Annotated in this window: 16 protein-coding genes; 8 read left to right on the top strand and 8 right to left on the bottom strand. The window is 42.8% G+C overall.

The window, feature by feature from the left end; all coding sequences use genetic code 11:
* Positions 1-57 precede the first annotated feature (57 nt).
* Together mltB and DC094_RS22815 are read left to right on the top strand one after the other, a co-directional pair.
* Positions 58-1,017 carry a lytic murein transglycosylase B gene (gene mltB, locus DC094_RS03475; protein ID WP_116685678.1) on the top strand — a complete coding sequence of 320 codons (960 nt, stop codon included), beginning with the start codon at positions 58-60 and terminating at the stop codon, positions 1,015-1,017.
* 3 nt (positions 1,018-1,020) lie between these two features.
* The gene (locus DC094_RS22815) at positions 1,021-2,196 is read left to right on the top strand and encodes a septal ring lytic transglycosylase RlpA family protein (protein ID WP_133245457.1); all 1,176 of its coding nucleotides are present in this window, start codon (positions 1,021-1,023) and stop codon (positions 2,194-2,196) included.
* Between the two features lie 3 nt (positions 2,197-2,199).
* On the opposite strand, the gene DC094_RS03465 is transcribed toward DC094_RS22815, so the two are convergent.
* The 5 genes from DC094_RS03465 to DC094_RS03445 form a co-directional block, all read right to left on the bottom strand.
* Positions 2,200-2,868, bottom strand: a complete 669-nt coding sequence (locus DC094_RS03465) for a hypothetical protein (protein ID WP_116685676.1) — start codon at positions 2,866-2,868, stop codon at positions 2,200-2,202.
* 140 nt (positions 2,869-3,008) lie between these two features.
* Positions 3,009-4,532, bottom strand: a complete 1,524-nt coding sequence (locus tag DC094_RS03460) for a flavin-containing monooxygenase (RefSeq protein WP_116685675.1) — start codon at positions 4,530-4,532, stop codon at positions 3,009-3,011.
* 290 nt (positions 4,533-4,822) lie between these two features.
* Entirely contained in the window at positions 4,823-6,796 is a 1,974-nt protein-coding gene (acs, locus tag DC094_RS03455; RefSeq protein WP_116685674.1) for an acetate--CoA ligase, read from the bottom strand.
* A 435-nt stretch (positions 6,797-7,231) separates the two neighbouring features.
* Entirely contained in the window at positions 7,232-7,594 is a 363-nt protein-coding gene (locus DC094_RS03450) for a hypothetical protein (RefSeq protein WP_116685673.1), read from the bottom strand.
* 10 nt (positions 7,595-7,604) lie between these two features.
* Positions 7,605-8,072 carry a hypothetical protein gene (locus tag DC094_RS03445; RefSeq protein ID WP_116685672.1) on the bottom strand — a complete coding sequence of 156 codons (468 nt, stop codon included), beginning with the start codon at positions 8,070-8,072 and terminating at the stop codon, positions 7,605-7,607.
* 35 nt (positions 8,073-8,107) lie between these two features.
* On the opposite strand from DC094_RS03445, the gene DC094_RS03440 reads away from it, so the two are divergent.
* Complete coding sequence (locus DC094_RS03440; RefSeq protein ID WP_116685671.1) at positions 8,108-9,610, top strand: oxygenase MpaB family protein; 1,503 nt, start codon at positions 8,108-8,110, stop codon at positions 9,608-9,610.
* 110 nt (positions 9,611-9,720) lie between these two features.
* On the opposite strand, the gene DC094_RS03435 is transcribed toward DC094_RS03440, so the two are convergent.
* On the bottom strand, positions 9,721-10,677 hold the full coding sequence (locus DC094_RS03435) for an alpha/beta fold hydrolase (RefSeq protein WP_116685670.1): 957 nt from the start codon (positions 10,675-10,677) through the stop codon (positions 9,721-9,723).
* Between the two features lie 479 nt (positions 10,678-11,156).
* Here DC094_RS03435 and DC094_RS03430 point away from each other — a divergent pair, with 479 nt between their 5' ends.
* Positions 11,157-13,745, top strand: a complete 2,589-nt coding sequence (locus DC094_RS03430; RefSeq protein WP_116685669.1) for a M14 family zinc carboxypeptidase — start codon at positions 11,157-11,159, stop codon at positions 13,743-13,745.
* A gap of 306 nt (positions 13,746-14,051) precedes the next feature.
* Complete coding sequence (locus tag DC094_RS03425) at positions 14,052-15,017, top strand: GGDEF domain-containing response regulator (protein ID WP_116685668.1); 966 nt, start codon at positions 14,052-14,054, stop codon at positions 15,015-15,017.
* A 76-nt stretch (positions 15,018-15,093) separates the two neighbouring features.
* On the opposite strand, the gene DC094_RS03420 is transcribed toward DC094_RS03425, so the two are convergent.
* A complete protein-coding gene (locus DC094_RS03420; RefSeq protein ID WP_116685667.1) occupies positions 15,094-16,449 on the bottom strand; it encodes an MBL fold metallo-hydrolase RNA specificity domain-containing protein in 1,356 nt (451 codons plus the stop codon).
* Between the two features lie 1,090 nt (positions 16,450-17,539).
* Here DC094_RS03420 and DC094_RS03415 point away from each other — a divergent pair.
* From DC094_RS03415 to DC094_RS03405, 3 genes are all read left to right on the top strand, one after another.
* A complete protein-coding gene (locus DC094_RS03415) occupies positions 17,540-19,771 on the top strand; it encodes a DNA topoisomerase 3 (RefSeq protein ID WP_116685666.1) in 2,232 nt (743 codons plus the stop codon).
* Between the two features lie 349 nt (positions 19,772-20,120).
* Positions 20,121-20,705, top strand: a complete 585-nt coding sequence (locus tag DC094_RS03410; RefSeq protein ID WP_116685665.1) for a hypothetical protein — start codon at positions 20,121-20,123, stop codon at positions 20,703-20,705.
* A gap of 859 nt (positions 20,706-21,564) precedes the next feature.
* A complete protein-coding gene (locus DC094_RS03405; RefSeq protein ID WP_116685664.1) occupies positions 21,565-22,179 on the top strand; it encodes a hypothetical protein in 615 nt (204 codons plus the stop codon).
* A gap of 37 nt (positions 22,180-22,216) precedes the next feature.
* Here DC094_RS03405 and DC094_RS03400 read toward each other — a convergent pair whose 3' ends face one another.
* Positions 22,217-23,731 carry an NHL repeat-containing protein gene (locus DC094_RS03400; RefSeq protein WP_116685663.1) on the bottom strand — a complete coding sequence of 505 codons (1,515 nt, stop codon included), beginning with the start codon at positions 23,729-23,731 and terminating at the stop codon, positions 22,217-22,219.
* Between the last annotated feature and the right edge of the window lie 383 nt (positions 23,732-24,114).

The raw sequence follows: 24,114 nt of genomic DNA, 5'->3' as shown, positions 1-24,114 counted from the left end.
TAAATTGCCAAGCCAATCAATATTGCTGGCAATCGGACCCAATACAGGGAGAAGTGAATGATTAAAAAGACTTTGGCGATTTTGCTGGCCGGTTCCATGGCCTTTGCAGCCAATGCAGATCCTCGTTCTGACTTTGTCGACACTATGGTCAATAAGCACAATTTTGACCGAGCTAAAATGCAAAGCTGGATAGATCAATCGGTTCACAAACAAAGAATTATTGACGCGATCAGTCGACCTGCTGAGGGTAAAGCCTGGTATCAATACCGCAAAATTTTTCTCGGTAAAAAACGAATCGATCAAGGTGTTGATTTTTATCAAAAGAATAAATTAACGCTTGATGCAGCAGCTAAAAAATATGGTGTCGATCCATTAGTGATTACCGCAATCATTGGTGTCGAAACCCGTTATGGCAAACATGCTGGTGGCTATCGAGTGATCGACTCTCTGGCGACTTTGGGTTTTAGTTATCCTAAACGCAGTAAATTCTTTTTATCGGAACTAGAGCAGTTCTTTTTGCTATGTCGCGAACAAGGGTTTGATCCATTAAAGCCGATGGGCTCATATGCCGGTGCGATGGGTAAAGGTCAGTTTATTGCCAGTAGTTATCGCCATTACGCGGTAGATGGCGATGGCGACCAGGTAGTCGATCTGTTTGATAACACTGCAGATGCAATCTTCTCAGTAGCCGCATATTTTAAGCGTCATGGTTGGAAGGCGGGTGAGCCCGTTGCGATCACTAGTGAGATAAACTACAAACCATGGCCCGGTCTGGTGAACAGAAAGCTCAAGCCTGATCTTATTCTGGGTGAATTAAGAGAAGCCGGTGTTCCAGATATTCCAAAGCAGTGGTCAGATAAAATGCCTGCTCGCCTGCTAGAGTTAAGGCAGAAAGATAAAAAAGAATACTGGACCACATTACATAACTTTTATGTAATCACTCGATATAACCATAGCGCCTTATATGCCATGGCAGTTTGGCAGTTAAGTCGGGAAATTGAAAAAGGACTGAATTAACTCGTGAATTTTTTTACAGTAGGGATGCTGTCATCTCGGCTGGTGCTATTAGCACCGGCCGTTTTGTTATTGGTTAGTTGTGGTGGTGTGCTGCCAAAAAAGATTGGATCGAATACCGATGGCCCACCTAGCCAAAGCCAATTGATTAAAGAAGATGTTTCTTTAATTAAAGCAGAGCCCCAGGTAATCGATGAGCCGAAAAGTCGTTATGGCAATCCGTCGAGTTACCAGGTGTTTGGCAAAACCTATCGAGTAATGGAATCGGTTCAAGCCGGATATACCGAGCAAGGGCTAGCCTCTTGGTATGGCAAAAAATTCCATGGCCGGCTGACTTCCAATCGAGAAGTCTATGACATGTTTGCGCTTTCAGCGGCGCATAAAAGCTTACCTTTGCCTAGTTATGTGCGAGTAACGCGGCTAGATAATCAGCAGTCATTAGTATTACGAGTCAATGATCGCGGCCCGTTTCATGAAGGGCGAGTGATTGATTTATCTTGGGCCGCTGCCAAGCGTTTAGGTATTACCGAAAGTGGTACTGCCAAGGTAAAAGTAGAGGTTTTGACTGCTGAAACCGATGCACGACAAACCATGCAAACGGCACGGCGTGCACCAGTAAAAACGCTTCAACCGATTAAAAATAATAAAGACGCTAGCGGTAATCGATTAATTACGGGTACATCTGAAAAAATAATTTCTAATGCTATCACAGCAACAAGTGCTTTAGCAGCCGGTCAAACAGTTGCCGCAGCAGCTCCTGTTGTTAGGCCTCCGGAGTTTCAATCAGCTGCAATGGCGGTGGAAAATTCTCCTTCAAGTCACGCTATAAACCAACCAGCAAACATCACCGATAAACTGGAACCAGCAATTAATGCACGCTTGCCTAAAAAGGATTTACCATTGATGTCTGCCAATACACCAACAGTAATTAGTAACAGCCTTGATGGTAAGTCAGAGGAGAAGTATTGGCTGCAGCTAGGGGCATTTTCAGAAAAAGCCCGCGCCATGGCGCTAATAAAAACGCTGGCTAAGCAGAATACTGAATGGCCGCTATTTGTTGAGCAAAGTAAAAAAGACCAGTTGTGGCGGGTTAAGCTCGGTCCAGTTAAACAAAGCGCCCAAGCTGAAGCTTATAAACAGCAATTACAAGCGCAGGGTGTGTCGGTGCATTCAGTTCGTTGAGCTTTATTTTTTGAAAAAATTATCTGCTATTTGCGCCAAGCGAGTTCCAATGTCTAGGTTAGGTGAAGGATTTACAGATGATTCTCTAGGGATCAAAGATCGCTGAAATGCAATGATTTGTTCTGCCCCAGGTTGAGTGGCTAAATACTTGTGAAAATTCAGTAGTTCGATTATCCAAGGTCTTTTAGATAAATTAATTTCCCTATAATAAGTAAGTGTACAGCCTGGGTGTGAAGGATCCTTGAGAAGTTGCCCTGTTTTTCTGTACTGAGGACTGAGGCGCCCCAGCTTTTCAAGAATAATATGGCCTTCGCTATGTGTTGATGGGTTAAGTACCCGAGCAAAATGAATGAACCTGTCATCGGAAGATTTTTGCACAACTAAATCGCCCATCTGAATTTTGTCTACATTTCCAAGCTCGATAAATTCATCGTCTAATACAGGTTGTGACTTTTGGATTTCGACGTTATAGCCAAATCGCCTAAACGTATCTAGCGCGAAACCAATGCAGTCAACAGTCATATTTAAATTATAGGTTGGAATTAAAAACCAAACTTCGACGGGCGAGCACTTATCGGTATATGCTATGCGCCGCTGAACATTATGGGGGCTTTCCATGTAAAAATCATTTATGGGGGGTAATATTTGAGCGTTTTCATTGAGAGGTTTCATATTGATGGTAATGCTGAGTTGTTTAATTTGGTGTAATAGAACGATAGACTATTTCGCAACAAAATTATTAGAGCATTTTGTTAGCTCAATCGCCCGGGCAATATTCTACAAAATATCGCCCGGAGTTAACTTAAGGCTTTTTAGGCGATTTGTTCATCTGCTGTAGCGGAGCTCGCAGTGTATTCTTCTAGTTGATAATTGCTTATATCATTAGCTAACAATGCCTTTTTAAATTCAAAAGTAAAGCCGGGCCATAAGGTAGTGTTTTTTCCATCTTTAGTTAGATACCAGCTTTGACAGCCGCCAGATTGCCAAACTGTTTTTTCTGATCTCTTGCGGATAATTTTATTCCATTCTTGCTGGGCAGACTCAGATACTTCGATCGATTTAAGGTTTCTGATGCGACGTTCTTTAATTAACCGAAGAATATGTTCTACCTGCGGTTCAATCATTAGGATAATTGAACTGTGCCCCAGTAGAGTATTCGGTCCAACAATAAATGACCAGTTTGGAAAGCCATTGACCGAGATGCCCTTGTATGCTTCAGCACCATTAATTGATTTCCAATAATCAGATAGGGTTTGCTGATTTTTACCGGTGACCGGAAATGGAATGCAGTTTTCTGCAGCGCTAAAGCCGGTGCCGTAGATAATTGCATCACAAGAGTGCTCTGCATTGGCCGTTGATACACCTTGCTCTGTTATTTCAGTTACAGCATCGGTAATTAATTCTAAATTCGGATGTTGCATTGCCTGAAGGTAGTTGTTTGATAACAAAATGCGTTTGCAGCCGATGGTGTAATTTGGTGTAAGTTTTTCACATAGCACCGGATCTTTAACGATTTTCTTTAAATGACGCTTTGCTAATTTCTGTCCAATTTTTAATATCCATGGAAAGTTGACCATGCCGGTTGCTCGAGCTTCTAACTTCCAGAATATTGATTGGCGAAAAATGTTTTGTAAAATAGGTAGTTTTTTATAAATGTTTTGTTCAAACTTTCCAATCTTTCGGTCAGGTTTAGGCAAAATCCATGGTGGTGTTCTTTGAAATAGCTTAACTTTTGCTCCTTGCTTTAATAATTCAGGCACAAATTGAATCGCGCTGGCACCGGTACCAATAACAGAAATTGTTTTATTTTCGACTGAGAAATTATGGTTCCAACGAGAAGAATGAAATGATTCTTTTTGATATTTTTCAATGCCAAGAATATTAGGAAGCGTTGGTTGGCTTAGCCCGCCAGAAGCTGAAATAATTTCATTGGCAGAAAACAGCTGACCATCCTTAGTTTGAATATTCCACAGTCCATTGGCTTGATCATATTCGGCGCCGCTTATCTCACAGCCAAATCTAAGGTGTGGTGCTAGTTGGTACTTTTCTACGCAGTGCTCAATGTAACTTAATATTTCTGATTGCTTGCCAAACATGTGTGACCAGTCTGGCTTTGCTTCAAAAGAAAATGAATAGAGGTGTGATTGAACATCACAAGCTGCGCCAGGGTAATGATTGTCGCGCCAAGTGCCGCCAACAGAGGATGCTTTTTCTAGAAGAATGAACTGATTAATGCCAGATTGCTTGAGGCGGATTGCCATGCCGATGCCTGCAAAGCCACTACCAATAATAATTATTTTAGGATTGGATGTGCCTTTCAAATGGGCAATGCTCATGATAAAACCTCTTATTGTTATTAATTATGAAAAATAATTCTGCGTAGCATAAATCTTATTGAAATGTTTTGTCGAGTTTTATTTTTGTAGGATTAAAAAAACGAGCAAGCTCGTTTTCTGTTAAATAGACTGCTTTACAATGGCTTTGTTGCAGATAGTTAGGTTGATGTTGGCATTATAATAATCTTGGAGGCCGGTTTAATTTCAAGGCAAAAAAAATCCCGCCTCTATGGGCGGGATAACAAGTCCGAGGTCAGTCGGGAGTAGTTTTTTCTTTACTTCAAAGCGATTTAGCCATTGGTTAGCTGCTTTCGACCTTCAATTAATTGTTCAACAACTGAAGGGTCTGCCAATGTCGAGATATCGCCAAGTGTATCGATTTCATCGGTAGCAATTTTGCGCAGAATACGTCGCATAATTTTACCCGATCGAGTTTTTGGTAATCCTGGTGCATGTTGAATCACATCAGGTGTAGCAATTGGGCCAATTTCGTGGCGCACCCAGTTGCGCATTTCTGTCGGTGTATCTGCGGTTGACCACTCCTTACCGTTGGTAAGGGTGATGTAAACGTAAATACCCTGACCTTTAATATCGTGTGGTACGCCGACAACAGCGGCTTCTGCTACATCTGGGTGGGCGACCAATGCAGATTCAATTTCTGCGGTACCCATACGGTGGCCAGATACGTTGAGAACGTCATCTACTCGACCGGTAATCCAGAAGTAACCATCTTCATCACGTTTTGCACCGTCTCCGGTGAAATACATGCCCCGGAAATGAGTGAAGTAGGTTTGGACAAATCGGTCATGATCACCGTAAAGCGTTCTTGATTGACCCGGCCAGCTATCGAGCAGTACTAAATTACCTTCTGCTGGGCCATCGATTAGGTTGCCCAAATTATCGACCAAGGCCGGAATAACACCAAAGAAAGGGCGAGTTGCTGAACCAGGTTTTAGCTGAGTTACGCCAGGCATCGGCGTGATCATTATGCCGCCAGTTTCGGTTTGCCACCAAGTGTCAACAATGTCGCATTTACCAAGACCAATTTTATCATGGTACCAATTCCAAGCTTCTGGATTGATGGGTTCACCCACCGAACCCAGCAAACGCAGACTTTCACGGCTAGTGCTGGAAATTGATTCATCACCCGCGGCCATTAGGCTTCTGATGACCGTTGGCGCGGTATAAAGAATATTAACTTTGTATTTATCGACAATCTTGCACAGTCGAGAAACGTCAGGATAGTTAGGTACCCCTTCATACATCACCTGGGTTGCGCCATTAGCTAGCGGTCCATACACGATGTAAGAGTGACCGGTAATCCAGCCAACATCGGCATTACACCAATAGACTTCGCCTTCCCGATAATCGAAGACATAGTCGTGGGTCATCGATGCATAAACCATGTAGCCACCGGTGGTATGAACCACGCCCTTAGGCTTACCGGTTGAGCCAGAGGTATAAAGAATAAACAGCGGATCTTCTGCATTCATCTCGCGTGGTTGGCAATGGGGAGAGGAAATGCGCTCCAGCTCATGCCACCAAACATCGCGATGATGATGCCAATTTATTTGGTTGCCGGTACGGCGATAAACAATAACTTTTTCAACGGTTTTTAGTTGAGGGTGCGTTAGCGCTTCATCAACATTTTCTTTTAAAGGAACCGCTTTGCCGCCACGCATGCCTTCATCGGCAGTAATAACAACTTTGGATTCACAATCGATAATTCGACCGGCTAAAGCGTCGGGAGAAAAACCGCCAAATACTACCGAGTGAACTGCACCAATTCGGGCGCAAGCCAGCATGGCGATGGTCGCTTCTACAATCATTGGCATGTAGATGGTGACGACTTCACCTTGTCTAACACCTTGGCCTTTTAGAGCGTTGGCTAGGCGGCTGACTCTTTCATGGAGTTCACGGTAGGTAACAGCTTTTGACTCACGCTCGTCATCGCCTTCCCAATAAATCGCAACTTGGTCGGCACGCGTTTCAAGGTGACGGTCAAGGCAGTTGTAAGACGCGTTCAAAGTGCCGTCTTGATACCATTTAATGTCTACAAAGTGTTCATCGAATGAAACACTTTTCACCTGAGAATAAGGGGCGTACCAGTCTAGTCGCTGGCCATGCTCGCGCCAGAATCCGTCGGGATTGATAACCGACTGCTGATACATTTCACGATACTTGGCTTCATCCAGTCGACTGTGAGTGGATCCCGTATTGGTCGGGTTTAAGGTGGCTGGTGCAGCAATCTGACTATCAATCATGGCGATACCTCGCTCTTGTGATCTGTATGGACTCATTTTTAAAAGGAATGGCGCTAACAAACCATTCGACTTTGGTATAAGCGAGTAAGTAGTGGCCGATTTGTTTCGTGTTATTTTTTTTGAGCCAAGTGACAATATTAAAGCCAGATTGCAGTGAAAGGTGCAAATAGAATCTGGGTTATCGGATGGTTGGAGTAGAGGAACGGGCTGGTTGGAATTCACTCTTCTCGATGCTGCTAGATAAGGGTTGACAGCAATTTCATGGCTTTTTTATAGAGTAGACATTTTTGGTTTTTACAAGATACTTTTTCTTATCTTTAGCATCATAATCTTCAGTGAAAGGAATCAGCCATAGGCCGAGACATCTGTTCCCTGGTATTACTGGAGGAGTGGTTCCCGTTATCAAAGAATCGATTCCAGCATAGGTGTCGCTGTTTAGAACTTTTTTCCCATTTGCAGGAAAGTGCCGTGAGTATGGTACCAAGCGTCAGAGCAAAGTCGAATAAAGTGAGAATCAAGTTTTCCGAGATAGACTGCAATTAAAAAATATCCAGCATCAGAGATTTCAGAGATTTGAGTTTGTATCCCATTCCATGGAACAGCTCCAACCGAAGGCGCTTCAATATAGCTTTTGATGTATGAATCAGAAGTACCTACTGGAGCAGCTATTGTTTTATATTTAACTCGACGAGCAAATGATAAGCAGCTCGTTCCTATTGTTTTCCATGCTTCTTTTTCAAGGAGGATGTAAAAAGTTTTATCATCAGAAATCTGGATTTCAATTTTTCTGTATTTCATCGCAGGGTGATTACTCCCATAAATAACGCCAGCCAGTTAGAGCAGTTTGTTGCTCTGAGCAAGCCACAATCAACATATCGTGCTGTTGCCGCCAATAATAAGCCAACAGTTTTGATTGTTGATATTGCTGCTGATTTGGCGATTGAGACGTCCAGTTAACTTCGCCTAGCGATTGAATAGCCACTTGTGTGTCAGCTGTCCCGAGCAATGATTCAATGCTTGAGCAGTTAAAAAATTGCAGGTCTAGTTGTTGGGCTATTTGCTGCATCAGTTGATGTTTTTTACCTTGCCATAGCAAATCATCGCTGCGTGTTTGAGACGGTTTACGCGTTTTCTGAAATTGGTTGCCTAGCTGGAGTAGGCTTTCATCAGTAATTGGAGTCGTAGCTTGGGCGCAGCTAAAGCAAAAAACAAACAGCAAAATGCATAGGTACTGAAAAAAATTAGTGCAGCGCTGAAGTTGTAAAATAATGAGCATTTGTTATTGTCCGTTTAATTCTCAAAAGCGCAATTTTGTCTGCAGTAAACAAAAAATTGCCTGCCAATATCATAGAATACTTTGGCTTGGCAGTGCACAATCAGCAAGCGCTTAAAATAATAAAAAAGGCTCGCCAAACTGTGACTTCAGCATTTAACGATCATCCATATAATTTCTATCGCAAGCAACAACCCGAACAGCCGTTGCGACCGGCACCTGCCGTGAGCGCTAGTTATAGCTCGCTTTATGAAGGTTATCGGCAAATGCTATTTTCCGATACCGGCTATTGGATGAAAACGTCTTCAGCGGCATTTCGACCCTGGAAAAAGCGCATAGATCAGTGGGTGGATGCTGAATGGGAAGGCGATTGGGTGGGCGATCAGCTAGCTTTGTGGGTGAAAAAACAAAAGGATGGTTCTGGCCGACGTCTATTTGAGCAGGCGCTGGAAAATGGTATCGACAGTGTCGATCAGCCGCCGGAAATTATGAAAGAATTTTTCGAGCAGGTTGATGCAACGCCGAAATTATTTGATCTAGAAAAAGCTCAAAAAGGTGCTGATTTACTCGCTGATATGTCGCCAGCCATTCATTACATGGCGAATACCAGCTTGATATGGGTATCTTCTTCAATCGGGCCTGTGTCGCGAATGGTCGGTGCAACCGGACGATTTTTTGATGTTGAAAATTCCCTAAGTCGATTTGTTGAAACCAGTTCTTATGTTGTTGGTGATGTTTCATCGGCTGATGTATTTCAGAGGTTTAGTAAAAGCCTTAAGACCGGTGTCAGAGTGCGTTTAATGCATTCACAAATTCGTAATCAGGTGATCAAGGTTGAGAATCAGCCAGACATTATGGATTTTGATCAGCGCGGACATCCCATGTCGATGCGTATCTCTACTACTGGCGGCATGATGTTCAGCCTATTTTGCCTTTGGTTTAGCGCTTCGCTGGGTGCCCGCTATAGCCGAGAAGACTATGAAAGCTGTTGTGAGCTAGCGAGGGTGATTTCTTATATTAATGGCATTGATTACCACTTATTGCCGAAAGACTTAGATGAATGTTGCTTGTACATTGATCATTCTTTGTCGATGTGTGAAGGGGTTACGCCATTTACTGAGCAACTGAACCAGGCTTTCTATTTCGGCATTCCGCAGTTGCTAGCGAAAAGGCAGCGATCAAAATTAATGCAAAAATTAGCACCTTTGCCCCAAGGTTTTTTGAATGGCATTAACCAGTGGGCTTATGGAGACGAGATTTTTGAGTTAATGCCGGGTATGCCAAAGCAGGCTTGGTGGTCAATGCCGTTATTTAGCATCATCAAACAAGTGAGAGGTTTGTATTTGTTGATTGATCGAAATATTCCCGGTCACTCACTTCGCCAACAGCGCCGTAGAATAAAACATAGAGCGTTTTCTAATAAAAAGTTTGTCTGGTTGGTTGCAAAACTGATGAAACGTGATGGCAGCGATGAAGTAAAAATGACCTACGATAGTCATGATCATTCGACAGCTAAAGATTTAAAATCAGCTAACAGTTAATCGCTATCGAAAAAGTGTTACCCAGCAGTGTAACCATATGCGCAGTTGTTTTTAGTCTGGCAGGCTGTTTTTGAACACAGCCTGCCAAGTTAAATCGAGAGTTATATCGGTTATTGCTGGCTTTCAATAAATCGCCGAGCAGATTGGGCGGATAACTCTGGCACTTCCAGTTGTGGCACATGACCGACACCTTGAAACACTACTAGATCCAGATCAGGCAAATCTTTTTTCCACATATCAATTTCTATGCTGGCTAAAAACCATGGGTCTTTGTCGCCCCATTGTAATTGCACCGGTATTTTAATTTCAGGAATTTTCTTAAGCATTTCTTTTTGATGTTTCATCATTTTAGTTAAATAACGAAACGCATCAACATATGAAGATCGATTGCCTTGGCGAGCACTTAAATCGATGTAGCGTTGAACATGCCAAGGCTTGATTTTATTTTTATCACCAAAAAGCTGACCAATGCCAAAACGAAATAATATCGGGGGCGTAGAAAGCCGCATAATGGAACCGGCAATTGGCAGTGATGCCATTGTGATTGGCCAAGGCGTCCCTGTTTCTGAATAACCTACCGGATCTAGCATAATGATAGATTTTACTTTTTCCGGTTTATTGACTGCCATTTGCCAAGCAAAACCACCGCCCAGAGAATTCCCAGCAATATGAATTGGTTCAGTTACTCCGATTTTCTCTAGAAACTGTCCAAAGAAATCTAACCAGCGCTCTTTAGAATACTCACCATCAGCCCAGCCACCCGTCAGCCCAAAGCCTGGGTAGTCGAGCCTTACCAGTCGATAGCCTTTACCAAAAGCTTCTACCCAATAATCCCAAGTATGTAATGAGTCGAGAATACCGTGCAGCAGCAGTATGACGGTTCCTTCACCCTGATCACGATAGTGGACATTGACGCCTGCTACCTCGACAAATAACGAACCAGTTTCTGTTGTGGCATATTTTTCAATAATTTGTTGCACTGGGATATTTTGCACACCTAATGCAGCAATACCTCTATCTAAAAAACCTGAAGCGGGAGTTTCTGCTACTGACTGGGGTTGCGACATGGTGGGTGCACCTTTAGTTTCATTGTTGTTCTTATTTAAAAAGCATTTTACGATATTTAAAGTGAAAATTTAAATTAAAAAATACCAGCAAGATACTTTTTTTAGATGTTTGTTACAGAAAGGATGGCCTATTTAAAATGTGGTGACAGCGTAGTTATTTTGGTGAAGGATTTCTACTAAGAATTTTTATAGATGAATGCTGACGGTTGTAAATTGCTGTGGGCGAAAGCCAAAAAAAGTGACGGTTTTGCGGTTTTCATCTTGTTTGTTGCGTAGTGGTTAAGGTAATGATTAGTGTGGTTTGACTTTGCTAGTTGAGTGTAATTAACTGCTTGAGCTTTCAGCTAAATCACAGTTGTCGCTAGCGATGGTTTTACAGTGACGCTGGTGGTTTGGGTATATATGGCTAGTGTGTCGAGAAGGGATGAAGTTCGACAAAATAGCAGCAGATAAAAACAACAACAAACAAGGAACGTTTTATGCTAAAAAAGCACAGTTTGTGCCGAATCAAACCCATTGCATCGAGTATTCTGGCAATATTAGGCATCAGTAGCAGTTTGTTATTTTCGCCGTTGGCCCAGGCAGAAAATATACAAGAGTTGATCGAACAGGAAGTTGCCCAGTCAGATTCTATTGTTAAAGCGGTATTTCCTTCTCAGGATATCGCCCGTAAAGCCTCAATCACCTTTCACTCACAGTTATTAGAAAGCCATCTAGAACAAGGTTATCTGGTAATGGATCTATCGCCAGAAGATCAGCAAAAGCTGGTGCAATTTGGTTTCAGTTTTACGCCTGCAGTTGCCTATATCGAGCAACGCAACCAGCGTTTGGGCGCATTAGCGCTGCAACAATTTAATCCACTGGGCTCGGGCAATGCTCCTTTTGCTGCAATCAATGCTGTGGCACAGAGCATCCCGGGTTACAGCTGTTATGAAACGGTCGAAGAGTCCTTTGCCGCAGCGGCTCAAATGGAGTCAGATTATCCGAATCTGGCATCATGGATCGATGTGGGCGATTCATGGAAAAAACAGCAAGGTTTAGGCGGCCATGATATTCGGGTGTTAAAGCTGACCAATACACAAACCTCCGGTGATAAACCAGTGTTGTTTATTAATAGTGCGATTCATGCCCGTGAATATACCACCGCAGCATTAACCCTCGATTTTGCGCGTCAGCTGGTCGAAGGCTATGGTGAAAATGCCGATATCACCTGGGTTTTAGATAACCACCAAGTGCATATTATGTTGCAGACCAATCCAGATGGTCGCAAAAAAGCAGAAACAGGTATTTCATGGCGTAAAAATACCAATCAGAATTTCTGTAGCCCAACCAGTAATAAACGCGGTGTCGATTTAAACCGTAACTTTACCCATGGTTGGAATAGCGCCAATGGTTCTAGCGGTTCCCAGTGTAATGATACCTACCGTGGGCCAACTCCAGCATCTGAGCCAGAAACTCAGGCAATAGAAAGTTATGTGCGTAGCTTGTGGCCAGATCGTCGTGGCCCGAATGATAATGACGCGGCACCGGCAGATACCCAAGGTATTCACCTCGATGTTCATAGTTATAGTGAGTTAATACTTTGGCCGTGGGGACATAGCAATACACCGGCACCTAATGGTGATGCATTACAAGCACTGGGGCGCCGCTTTGCCTGGTTTAATAATTACACGCCACAGCAGTCTATTGGCTTATATCCAACCGATGGCACTAGCGATGGTGTCAGTTATGGCGAGCTGGGTGTACCGGCATATACCTTTGAATTAGGTACCGCTTTTTTCCAGAGCTGCTCAGTTTATCAAAACACTATCAAGCCGAAGAATTTACCAGCACTGTTATACGCCGCCAAAGTAGTTCGTGCGCCTTACATTACGCCGTCTGGGCCAGATGTTTCGAACATTGCCTTAACTAATAACGCGGCGACTGGTGGTGTACCTGCTGGATCGGCGGTTACGGTAACAGCGCAAATTACCGATACCCGTTTTAATCAAAACAATGGAACTGAAACCACTCACAATATTTCTGCAGCTGAATATTATCTAGATATTCCGCCTTGGAAATCAGGTGCTACTGCCAATGCATTAACGGCAACTGACGGCGGCTTTAATCAAAAGACCGAAGTGGCTTCGGCAACAATTAATACCAGCGGTTTGTCTGATGGCAAGCATATGGTGTATTTGCGAGCGAAAGATGCTTCAGGTATTTGGGGGCCGATTTCTGCCAGTTTCCTTGTGATTGGAGAAGATACCAATCCACCGGCGGTTGAATACTGTGCGGCGCAAGGCAATAACAGTAATGAAGAATGGATTTCGCAAGTAGCGATTGGCAGTTTTAATCAATCATCTAATGCTTCGGGATATAGCGATTTTACTGAGCAAAATGGTGGTTCAGTGGTCAGCCTTGCCAAGGGTGATCATAGTGTTTCGCTAACACCGTCATTTTCGGGCTCTAGTTATAACGAAGGCTGGAAAGTCTGGATTGATTTCAACCAAGATGGTGATTTTGATGATGCAGGAGAAACTGTTTTTGCTGCAGCACCTTCTAAAAGTGCGGCATCTGGTCAAATCACTATTCCGGCAACCGCCAATGAAGGAAAAACCGCAATGCGGGTGGCCATGCGTTACAACCAGCAGCCTTCCAGTTGTGGCAGTTTTAACTATGGCGAAGTAGAAGATTACACGGTTGAAATTACCGCAGGAGATAGCGGTGGCAATAATCAGCTAATTTATGAAAACCAACAAAGCCAGTCAATTCCAGACCAGGGATCGATCACCAGTAGTATTAATGTTGCGGCAAATGCGCCTTTGGCTAGCAGCGCTGAAATTTCGGTAACTTTAAACCATAGCTACCACGGTGATCTGAAGATTAATCTGAGCAAAGGCGGCCAAACGTTACTGGTTAAAAACAACGATAGTAATGATGGTTTAAGTGGTAATAAAACCTACAGCGCTACGCTGTCTACTAGCCAGTTCTCAAGTTTTAGCGGTGATTGGAGCTTGCAGGTGCAAGACGTTTACAACCAAGACACTGGCTCGTTGCAACAGTGGCAGATTCGTTTGATTCCATAATCTGATCAAGCCAAAAGAACAGCTGTTGCGCTAAGTGAATAGGCCACCATGCTGTCAATTTAACTAGGTGTTAATTGATGGTTATGGTGGTTTTTTTTGCTTTGAATTTGCTCAAATTTGAATTTCACTGACAGCGTAGACACCACTGAAAACCCACGGTGAATTTGCGTTTGCTCACAAAATCATCATGTAAAATTTGCCTGAAGCTACTTTTATCAATTGAGTTCAAATTCTCAGCATCGACACTTCCTGTTATCCAATGATCGCTGCCTATACTCAAAATGTTAAATTCTTGAGGCAGAGTTCATGGAAGAGCCAAGACAGTCAAAAATTCTGATTGTTGAAGACGAACAAACCAATGCATTGATTACTCGTCGTCTGGTGAAAAATCTTGGTCATATTGATCAAGTGGCAACTAACGGCTATGAAGCAATCGGTATGGCAACCGCAGAATTACCGGATTTAATTCTGATGGATATTATGATGCCAGATATTGACGGTATTGAAGTGACCCGACAATTAAAGCGCCGTCCAGAATTTTTTAATGTTCCGGTTATCATGGTAACCGGAGCAAGTGATGCAAAATTATTAAAAGAAGCATTTGATGCTGGAGCTACCGATTATGTCACCAAAGGTAGTAATCCGATAGAATTGACCACGCGATTAAACTCAGCGCTGCAATTAAAGTATGAAGTTGAACAAAGAATGCTGCGTGAAAGCCAGTTGGAAGAAGCAATTAATCGGTTGGAGCAATTGTCATTACTCGATCAGTTAACTGGCATTGGTAATCGGCGTTACTTCGATGATTTGTATGATCGCCAGTGGCGTGCTGCGAAACGTAAGCATTGTTCGATTGCCGTAGTGATGCTCGATGTTGATGATTTTAAACGCTATAACGATACGCTTGGTCATCCAGCTGGTGATGAATGTTTAAAGAAGGTAGCAAATGCTTTAAATAAGGAAATGCGCCGTCCTTCTGATTCAGTCAGCCGTTATGGCGGTGAAGAGTTTGTTGCCATTTTATTTGATACCGATGCGCGAGGCGCTTTAGAAGTAGCCGAGCGGATGCGTAAAGCAATACATAAAATGAAGCTGCATCACCCAGGTTCTCGGGTTTGTGACTTCGTAACGCTCAGTGGTGGCATCGCCTGTGTTATTCCCGATGGCGATTTAACTCAAAAGCAATTGTTAGAATCTGCTGATAAAGCTTTGTATCAAGCCAAAGAGAATGGAAGAGATCGATTTAGTGTTTCAGCGCAAATTACTGCCTGATTAATCACTAGAAAATAGTTCTGTTTAATAAAAAACCGAAGCAATTAAGTTGCTTCGGTTTTTTTTATGCTTACAGTTAAATATCTGCTTGATCCAGGTATTCGGGAACCTTGACATTCCAACCTAGCTGATCAGTGATTTCACGTCTTAAAGTGTCAGCAGCAGTAGATTCTCCGTGACAAATAAAGGTTTGAGCGGGAGGTCGTTTAAAATGCTTCATCCACTGCAATAACTCAGCTTGGTCAGCATGGGCGGATAGGCTATCTAGACAATGGACCTCGGCTCTGACAGGAAAATAATTACCATGAATCTTTATTTGGGGTGCGCCAGCTTGCAATGATGCCCCCCTAGTGCCCGGCGCCTGGAACCCCAGTAACAAAATGGTATTTTTATGATCAGGTAATAAAGATTTCAAATGGTGTAATACCCTGCCACCACTAGCCATTCCGCTGGCAGAGATAATCACCGATGGAAATGTCTGCTGGTTAAGGTGCTTGGATTCTTCTGGAGATCGAATGTAGCGGGTGACATGGTCAATCGCTTCATAATCACTACGGTCAAGCCGGTGGCTCTTATGATACTTATGAAAAATTTCAGTCGCTGAAATCGCCATCGGGCTATTCAGATAAATAGGTATCTTAGGGATTCTTTGCTGTTTGATCAGCTGGGATAAGATAAACAGTACCGCTTGTGCTCGACCTACCGCAAAAGCCGGCATTAATAAAATACCGCCGCGGTGCACGGTTTTTTTAACTAGCTCGGCAATCGTCTCAAAGGGATCGTTTTTTTGATGCAAGCGGTCGCCATAGGTTGATTCAATAATGAGTACATCGGTATCTTCAACGATTTCTGGCGGGCGCATTAATAAATCATCTGGCCGACCCAAATCACCACTAAAGGTGAGGCTCCGGTGGCCATCATTCAGCTCAATCATGCAAGCGCCTAGTATGTGCCCTGATGGACGGAATCTGGCTTTAAGGCCGTCGCCCAGATCAAACCATTTGTGGGTGGGCAAAGGTTTAAATTGCTTGAGTGATTTGTGTGCGTCGGCTTCGGTGTACAAGGGCAGAGCTGGCTTATGGCGACTGAAATTTCGTTGGTTGGCATAGCGAGCGTCTTCTTCTTGTAGATAGCCAGAGTCAGGCAGCAGAATTTTACATAGCTCAGAGGTGCCTCTAGAACAAAGAATGTTGCCGGTGAACCCTTGTTTGACCAAGGCTGGAATATAACCGGAATGATCAATATGAGCATGGCTAAGTAGCACAGCATTAATCGATGAAGCTGGAACGGGCAGAGGTGCCCAGTTTTTTTGCCGGTAATTCTTCAGGCCTTGATAAAGCCCGCAATCGAGAAGTACCCGAGTGTTTTCATGGGAAATCAGATATTTTGAACCAGTCACGGTTCCTACAGCACCAAGAAACTGCACTTTCATAACATGCTCCTTTGTTTCCCTTACTTATAGTTTTACTCCTGTCTGGTGCATTTCGGCAAGTATCAAAGTGGAATGATCAATTGAAAAGCTGAAGTTAGCATTGTGGAACCAAATATTTGAGAGATATCGCAGGAGAATAGCTAGGTCTTGGTATTGAATCCGTGCCTTGAAGTGACTTGGGCTTGGCTAAATGTCCGTATTGAATGGGGCTTTACTTTTTGAGGTTTCTTTGCAGACTGGAGAAGCGTTTGTCGAGGTTGAAAACAAAAAAATCCGGCAACTGTTGCCAGTTGCCGGACGCCATGAGTATTTCAACATCTATACCTTTGCACTTTGCAGATGTATCGCATTCATAAGTTAAATCACAACATCATCTACATTTTCAACACCGGCCAATTTCCAATTCTGCCTATGGAGCTTGCTACAGGTTTTTCTCTACTCGCCATCTCGTAACTAATATTACGTGTCTTCATGTTTTAGTCGTTACAGACAAGCTTTCTTTATGAAAATCCAATTAAAATTAAACATTGCAACTTCGATACTGCCAAAACAATAATATCTGCAACGGCAAGAATGCTGTTTCGAAACCCCTTTTGCCAGTGAGGTTGGCATGGGTATTCAAGCCATTAAAAGATACCTGTTAAGTGCAACGCTTATTCGAACTTTCAGGTTAAAGAAACCTTGAAGGTTGTTAGTGCTGACTACTTGCGACAGGCAGCAAACCTTATGATCTCGTGCTCATTGCAAACACTCGTACCAGCTGAAACTCCTGTTGTTGCCTAGCCGTACTATTTGTTCGTACTAACCTGTGGTACTTGATAGAAAAAAGCCGGATAACGCTCTGACATTTAACCTCCCATCTAAGCCAAGGGGTAACTCTAAATCTAGTACAGTGATTGGCAGAGTTAAAAGTTACGAAATTGCTCAAAAGACCAGTGGTCAGGTGCCATTAGTACAGGCTAGAATCAATTGCCCCGCTGGTAGGGTTTAGCGCGGTGCGGCCAAGAAATGGTCGTTGTCAGATATCAGGTTTTTATTGGCTATTTGTTTGGATATATCAGCCGATATATCCAAGAGAGATATATTTTTGATGAGATTGTTTATTGCAGAGAAGCCTGATTTAGCTAGGGCAATAGTTCAGGGTTTGGGTGGAAAATCAGTCAAAAAAGAAGGCTGGTTTCAGGTAGGGAACGATGCAGTGACTTGGTGTTTTGGCCACCTGTTGCAGTTGGCTGATCCTGAAGATTACGACCCATCGCTAGCCAAGTGGAATATGGCGCAGTTGCCGATGGTGTTTCGTCCTTGGAAGCATAAGCCGATTTCTGATAAGAAAAAACAATTACAAATCATTGTTAAATTAATTAAACAAGCGGATCTTATCGTCCACGCAGGTGACCCGGATGATGAAGGCCAGTTATTGGTCGATGAAATCCTTACTTATGCCAAAAATAAAAAACCAGTCAAAAGATTGTTAATTAATGACAATAATACGTCTGTGGTTAAAAAAGCATTGGCAAAAATGCGTGATAACCAAGAGTTTCTTGGCCTTTACCAAAGCGCATTGGCGCGTAGCGTCGCCGATCAGATGTATGGCTATAACATGACCCGCGGTTATACGCTGGCAGCGCAGCAAAAAGGTTTCCGCGGTGTGTTATCGGTTGGTCGTGTGCAAACACCTATTTTAGGGCTGGTGGTGGCGCGAGATCGAGCCCATGAATCCCATCAGCAGCAGTTTTATTATCAATTGGATGGCGATTTTAATTTTACCCAAATGAACCAACAACCATTGGTTTTTCGTGCCAGATTCCAAGCACCAGAAGATGCACCGATTGATGAAAAAAAGCGAGTAATCGACCGCGCTTATCTAGATCAAATTGCTCAACAATGTTATTCGCAGCCAGCCAATATTGTTAAAGCCAATAATGAAATTAAATACGCCAGCGCACCGCTACCCTATAATTTGCTAAACCTGCAGGCCGATGCCAGCCGTAAATTTAATATCAGTCCTGACCAGACATTAAAGATCACCCAAAACCTTCGAGAACGGCACAAGCTGATTACTTACAACCGTTCTGATTGCGAATACTTGTCTAATGAGCAACATGGCGATGCGAGTTCGGTATTAAGCGCGATTGCCGCAACGGCAAATGTGTTGAATAAGGCAGCAAAGGCCGCCGATCCATCAATCAAGAGCCGTGCCTTTAATAGCGCCAATGTTTCAGCGCACCATGCGATTATTCCTACCGCAACCCATGGTGATTTTTCCAAGCTGACTGAACAAGAGAAGAAAGTCTATCAGCTGATTGCCCGTGCCTATTTAGCTCAGTTTTTCCCAAAGCACCAATACCGGCAAACGACTATTGAGCTTGACTGCCAAGGGCATCAATTTAAAACCGTCGAAAAAATCACACTCAAGCCAGGTTGGTTGGTGTTGTATAAAAACGATAAAGACAACGATGAAGTGCATCGCGATAAGCAGAGTTCTAAAAGTAAAAACCCAGATTTATCATCACTGCAGCAAAACCAGCAAGGTTTCTGTCAGTCATTAGATCTACAGCAGAAAGAAACCAAGCCACTTGCTAGATACACCATGGCAACCTTGTTAAAAGATTTAGCAAGAGTAGCCAAATATATTCGCGACCCTCGGCTTAAAAAATTATTGATTGAAAAAGATAAAGATAAAAAAGGTGAGCATGGCGGTATAGGCACACCAGCGACACGTTCAACCATTATTAAAAACTTGATTGATCGAGACTTTATCTGTGAAAAGGGCAAGCAAGTTATTAGCACCGAAACCGGTCGTGATTTCTTTGATGTCTTGCCACAAGCCGCCACAGCTCCTGATATGACTGCATTATGGCACGAGCAGCAAAAAGCGATCCAGCAAGGGCAAGATAATATCGACCATTTCTTAGATGGTTTAGTGGAATATATCACGACTGAAATCGCGCGGATTCGCAGCGATGGTTTAGATTTAAAGCCGTCGCAAATTCAGGCGACTGGCAAAGCCGATCCAAAAAATGGCCCAGCATGCCCTGATTGTGAAACCGGTGTATTAGCTCGACGTAAAGGTAAAAAAGGTTTTTTCTGGGGCTGCAGTCGCTACCCTGAATGCAAAGCGATTTACCCAGATAGTCGTGGTAAGGCCAAGCTGACAAAGTTTGAAAAGCCGGTGTTATCAAACCATTTATGCAAGGCGTGCCAAAAACCATTGATACGACGTAAAGGGAAAAAGAAAGCCAGCTGGTTTTGGGGGTGTAGCGGATATCCTGAATGTAAGCAGACTTATTTTGATAAGGCGGGCGATCCGGATTTTTCATAGGTATTAATCGTTGCATTAGTTCTTGTATTGGTTCTTGCATTATTTGACAGATATGGCGTGTATAACCCCGGTTGCGCCCACAGGTTTACCCAGGTTACGAAAACCAATTGTTTTTAATTAATAAGACTCTAGTGTTTAAATTAATACCGAACTAAAAAGTAGGTTAGGTAAGCCTTAATACGCACCCAGTAATCGCTTGAAGTAAGGTATCGTATTCTGCGAATACTTACGCAACGATTAATAGAAATAACCCGATGGAGTTGAGGGTGAGTAAAATTAAAGCTATCCAAAAGCTATGATTTAATACGGACTCTCATTAATCTAAAACATTAACGACCTGGAAAATAATATGAAAAAATGGTTGGTGATAGGGTTAGTGCTATTTGGGTTTTACCAATGGTGGAATTCACGAGAAGTGCTGCATGCTCCGGGTGTATTGGTTGCAGAGTCCCCTTACCAGCAATCGACCAGTGTGCAGCCCTTTCAATTTAAGAGCTACCAGATAGCGCCATTGGCTGAATTCTCTCTGTCGGCAAGAGTTCTGTCACGAGAAAATTATTCACTAGATGCCGGGGCAGATTTAGCACCGATTGATTTGGCGCTTGGCTGGGGCGCAATGTCAGATAATCAAGTAATCGATCAGCTGAGCATCTCACAAAGCGGTCGTTTCTATTTTTGGTCATGGCAAAACCAGCCGCCAATAAGCAATCGACAAATTATCCAAAGCAGCAGCAATATGCATATGGTGCCGGTGGATGACTATATTGCTAATCAGTTAAAAGACGTCCGTAAGGGCGATATTATTCAACTGCGAGGATTGTTGATTGAAGCGAATAAATCTAATGGCTGGAAGTGGCGCAGTAGTTTGAGTCGAGACGATACCGGCAATGGTGCCTGTGAGCTGTTTTTTGTAAAGGAGGTATCAGTTTTATAATTAGGGGATCAGGAATTTAAAATGCTCTAGGATATTGTAGATACAAGGTTTGATGAGATCGAAAATGTTCCATACATTTTTCGGTATTTCCCATTTTCGTGTGGATCACGTAGCGAAATTAGACGTCTAGCGAGAAGCACTAAAAATGTTTGATTGCGCCGAAGGCTTATAAACTTACCTACAGCTTAAGGTTAGGTACTTCGGGAAACGGGATGTTATTAGGGTCGAAGAAATTTTAAATTGCTTAAACGGTTTCAATTTTTGAAATGATTTTTCTGGAGCGGAGCTACCATCCCTGGCACATAGATTCCGGCTTCTCGGCTTTGGCATCCTGCGTCGCCCTAATCCGTGCATCTATACACTTCCTTTCCGGAATGACGGCTCGGAGTATGTTGTAGACTACAGCGCTTCATTAGCTACTCCGTCATGCTCGCCATGGAAGGCGGGTATCCATAAGCAGGGAGAACAAAACTCTAAAATTTTCCCACATCTTCACAGGTAAAGCTGAATAATTAGCAGCCGGTGTATTATTTAATTCCGCAGCCCTTATATTTCACGACCTTCAATTAAAGAATGTTGTAAATGTTTTTAGCCTCACCAAATCTTGGTGTTAAAATAAAAGGTTTGTTTTGATATCAGCCGATTTCCATAGTCTGAGTAAGCCTGTGGGCGGCAAGGTAGATCTATTTGTCGTGGTTTACTGGTCTATTAATTTACGGGTAAATGATTATATTTAAACCAGTATCTGTCATAAAACTAAAGCAGTTGGTCAGTATTGTATTCTTTATGTGAGCAAGTGCCAGTTAATTTGTAGTAACTTTAATAACATATTATTTAGTTAATGTTAGGTCTGAGAAGTATGAGATTATTCAAAGGATTATTAGCAATCGCAGCTATTGCTTTCTTTGTACATCAAATAATAAATCCGTCAGCTATTATTGAGCATGCTGACGGTATATTAGTGCCAGGAAAGCCATTACAGACTGCGACTTCTGCCAAGCCATTTTCGTATGGCTCGCATAAAATAAATCCGTTGGCTGATCTAAGCGTGACGGCACTCGTGGTTGCTAAGAAAGATGATTACCAAGACCAAATGGCGTCATTACTGCCGGTAGATTTAGGGCTGACTTGGGGCGAGCTGTCAGATAGTAAGTTATTAAACAATTTTAGTTTTGTTCAGAAAGATCGAAAGATGTTTATTCGTTACCCAAAAAAGCTCAGCAAACTAAGAATTAATTTTACCGAGCTGTATGCCAACATGCATGTTGTGCCGGCTAACGAGCAAGTTGCTAAAATTCTGAAGAAAATCACGGTCGGTGATATTATTGAAATGGAGGGTCAACTGATCGAAGTTGATACGTTGTTCTGGTCTGCTGCCAGTAGTTTAAGTCGAACAGATAAAGGCGATATGGCCTGTGAAATATTATGGATTAAGCGGTTGGAAATAATTACAGAAAAAAATAATTTTTTATAACTATCTGCTGCTGAAAACAGCAGCAGATATCGAAAGTCTACTGGGATTGGTAAATTAACCAGCGGCTATTAGCCATATCGTTTACCAATAATTTATCATTAGAAAAATAACAACCTTTCGGTTCGTTCAATGTTTGAGCTGAAGGTGTTGTATCATCGGTTGAATCACCATTAGCATCGTTAAGCGTCGATAGAGTCAGGTCTTGCTGCCCAAGCACTCTATCTGCAGCCTGAAAATTACTGGTTGGGAATTCATTCCAGATAAGCACTCGATTATTGTCTTTGTCAGCAATACATAGCTGCAAACCGTTAGAGTCCAACCCATTGTAAGGATCACTTAATACTTTGCCATTAATCACGGCACCAGAAATTCCTGTGTTGGCATCGTTATCGGTAAAATTTTCTTGGCCTAATACTAGGTCGGCAGCCTGATTGTTCTGGGTAGGAAATTTATTCCAGATTAAAGCTCGATTGTTATAAGTATCCAGTACAACAATTCTATTTCCATCGCTCCAGACCGCTGTTGGGTTGGACATACCACGGCGATTAACATTATCTTCGCCAGTATTTAAATCACAGTGGGTAAAGTCTACCTGACCTAATACTAGGTTGGCGGGCTGGCCATTTTGAGTGATGGGTAAATTCCAAATTAAAACCCGGTGGTTGTCTGCATCTGCAACAAATAAAAGATTTTCAGTGGCGAAGACAGACTCTGGATCATCAAGGGTGCTGGCGGCACAGCTACTATTGTTTGGACCAAAACTACTTTGTCCTAATACAAGATCAGCTGATGCATCGGTTGTAAGTGGTTGTTGGTTATATACTACTACTCGATGATTTTCGTAATCAACAATAAAAAACTGTGTGCCAGAGCTAGCGATTTGTTGTGGCCCATCAAAATCGGCAGCGCCCGAACCGTGATAGCTTTCATCAAAGTCAGATTGACCGAGCACTGCGCTGGCCAAAGCAGAGTTGCTGGTTGGGATGCCATCAAAGATTAAAACACGATCACCTTCATAATCAGGTAAATAAAGGTAGTTGTTAAAAAATAGCGGGTTGCCATAAGATGTATCCACCGAACGGGCGTCATGTGTTCCATTTAATGTGGATGATAAATAGTTAGCGCTGACAAAGTCATCTTGGCCAATAACTACGCTTGCCGCTTGTTGATTATTTACAACTAAAAGAATATTTATCGATAAGGTTATTTTTGAAGCGTTGCCTGAAACATCCTTGGCACTGATTACCAGTTTTCTATCTCCTCCAACAGACCAACTGGTTGCAGGTGAAATAATAATCGTATCGTCAGACATTTCTCTGGATGCCATGCTAAAGGCTGCTGCTTCAGCTTGTAGCTCACCGGAAATTTCAACACTGCCAGTTAATATGGAATTACCAAATTGCAGCTCGATATTGTCTGCCCTGGCGATTACCTGGCCTTGAGAGGGCATAGAGACAATGGGAATGTCATTGCCGTTGTTAAGGCAGCCCGATAGCAGCAAGCTAAAAACTATAACCAAAGGAAGATTGGTGATGTTGGAAATCCGTTTCATTATCTGTGTCCCAAAAAGTGATCAAGTTAAGCTTAGAAACTGCTCTGCTCAAAGTTGCGATACTTGTCACGGCCTGATGATCTTCTGTTATCTATGGCGAGGTAAATAGCGCATTCGTGAGGCAATTATTTGTAATTATCAAATTATGGTCTGATGTGAACCATTGAGTCTGTTCTAGCCTAATAGCAATACACCTAGGTGGGCTTGCCAACACCTTTGCCAGATTTTGACGCACTGCTGGCATAAATCACTGGATCTGCTCTAGCCAATTGCAATGCCCTTAAACTGACTTGCCAATAATCTCTGCCAGATCTGCGCTTGCTGCTGATATAATCGCCGCCATTGATGATTCTTCAGCTAGCAAACCTCTTGGGCACAACACA

This window comes from Pelagibaculum spongiae (genome assembly GCF_003097315.1).
Taxonomy (GTDB): Bacteria; Pseudomonadota; Gammaproteobacteria; order Enterobacterales; family Pelagibaculaceae; genus Pelagibaculum; species Pelagibaculum spongiae.
Note: the sequence above shows the minus strand (reverse complement) of the source record. Positions and strands in the feature narration are given on the sequence as shown.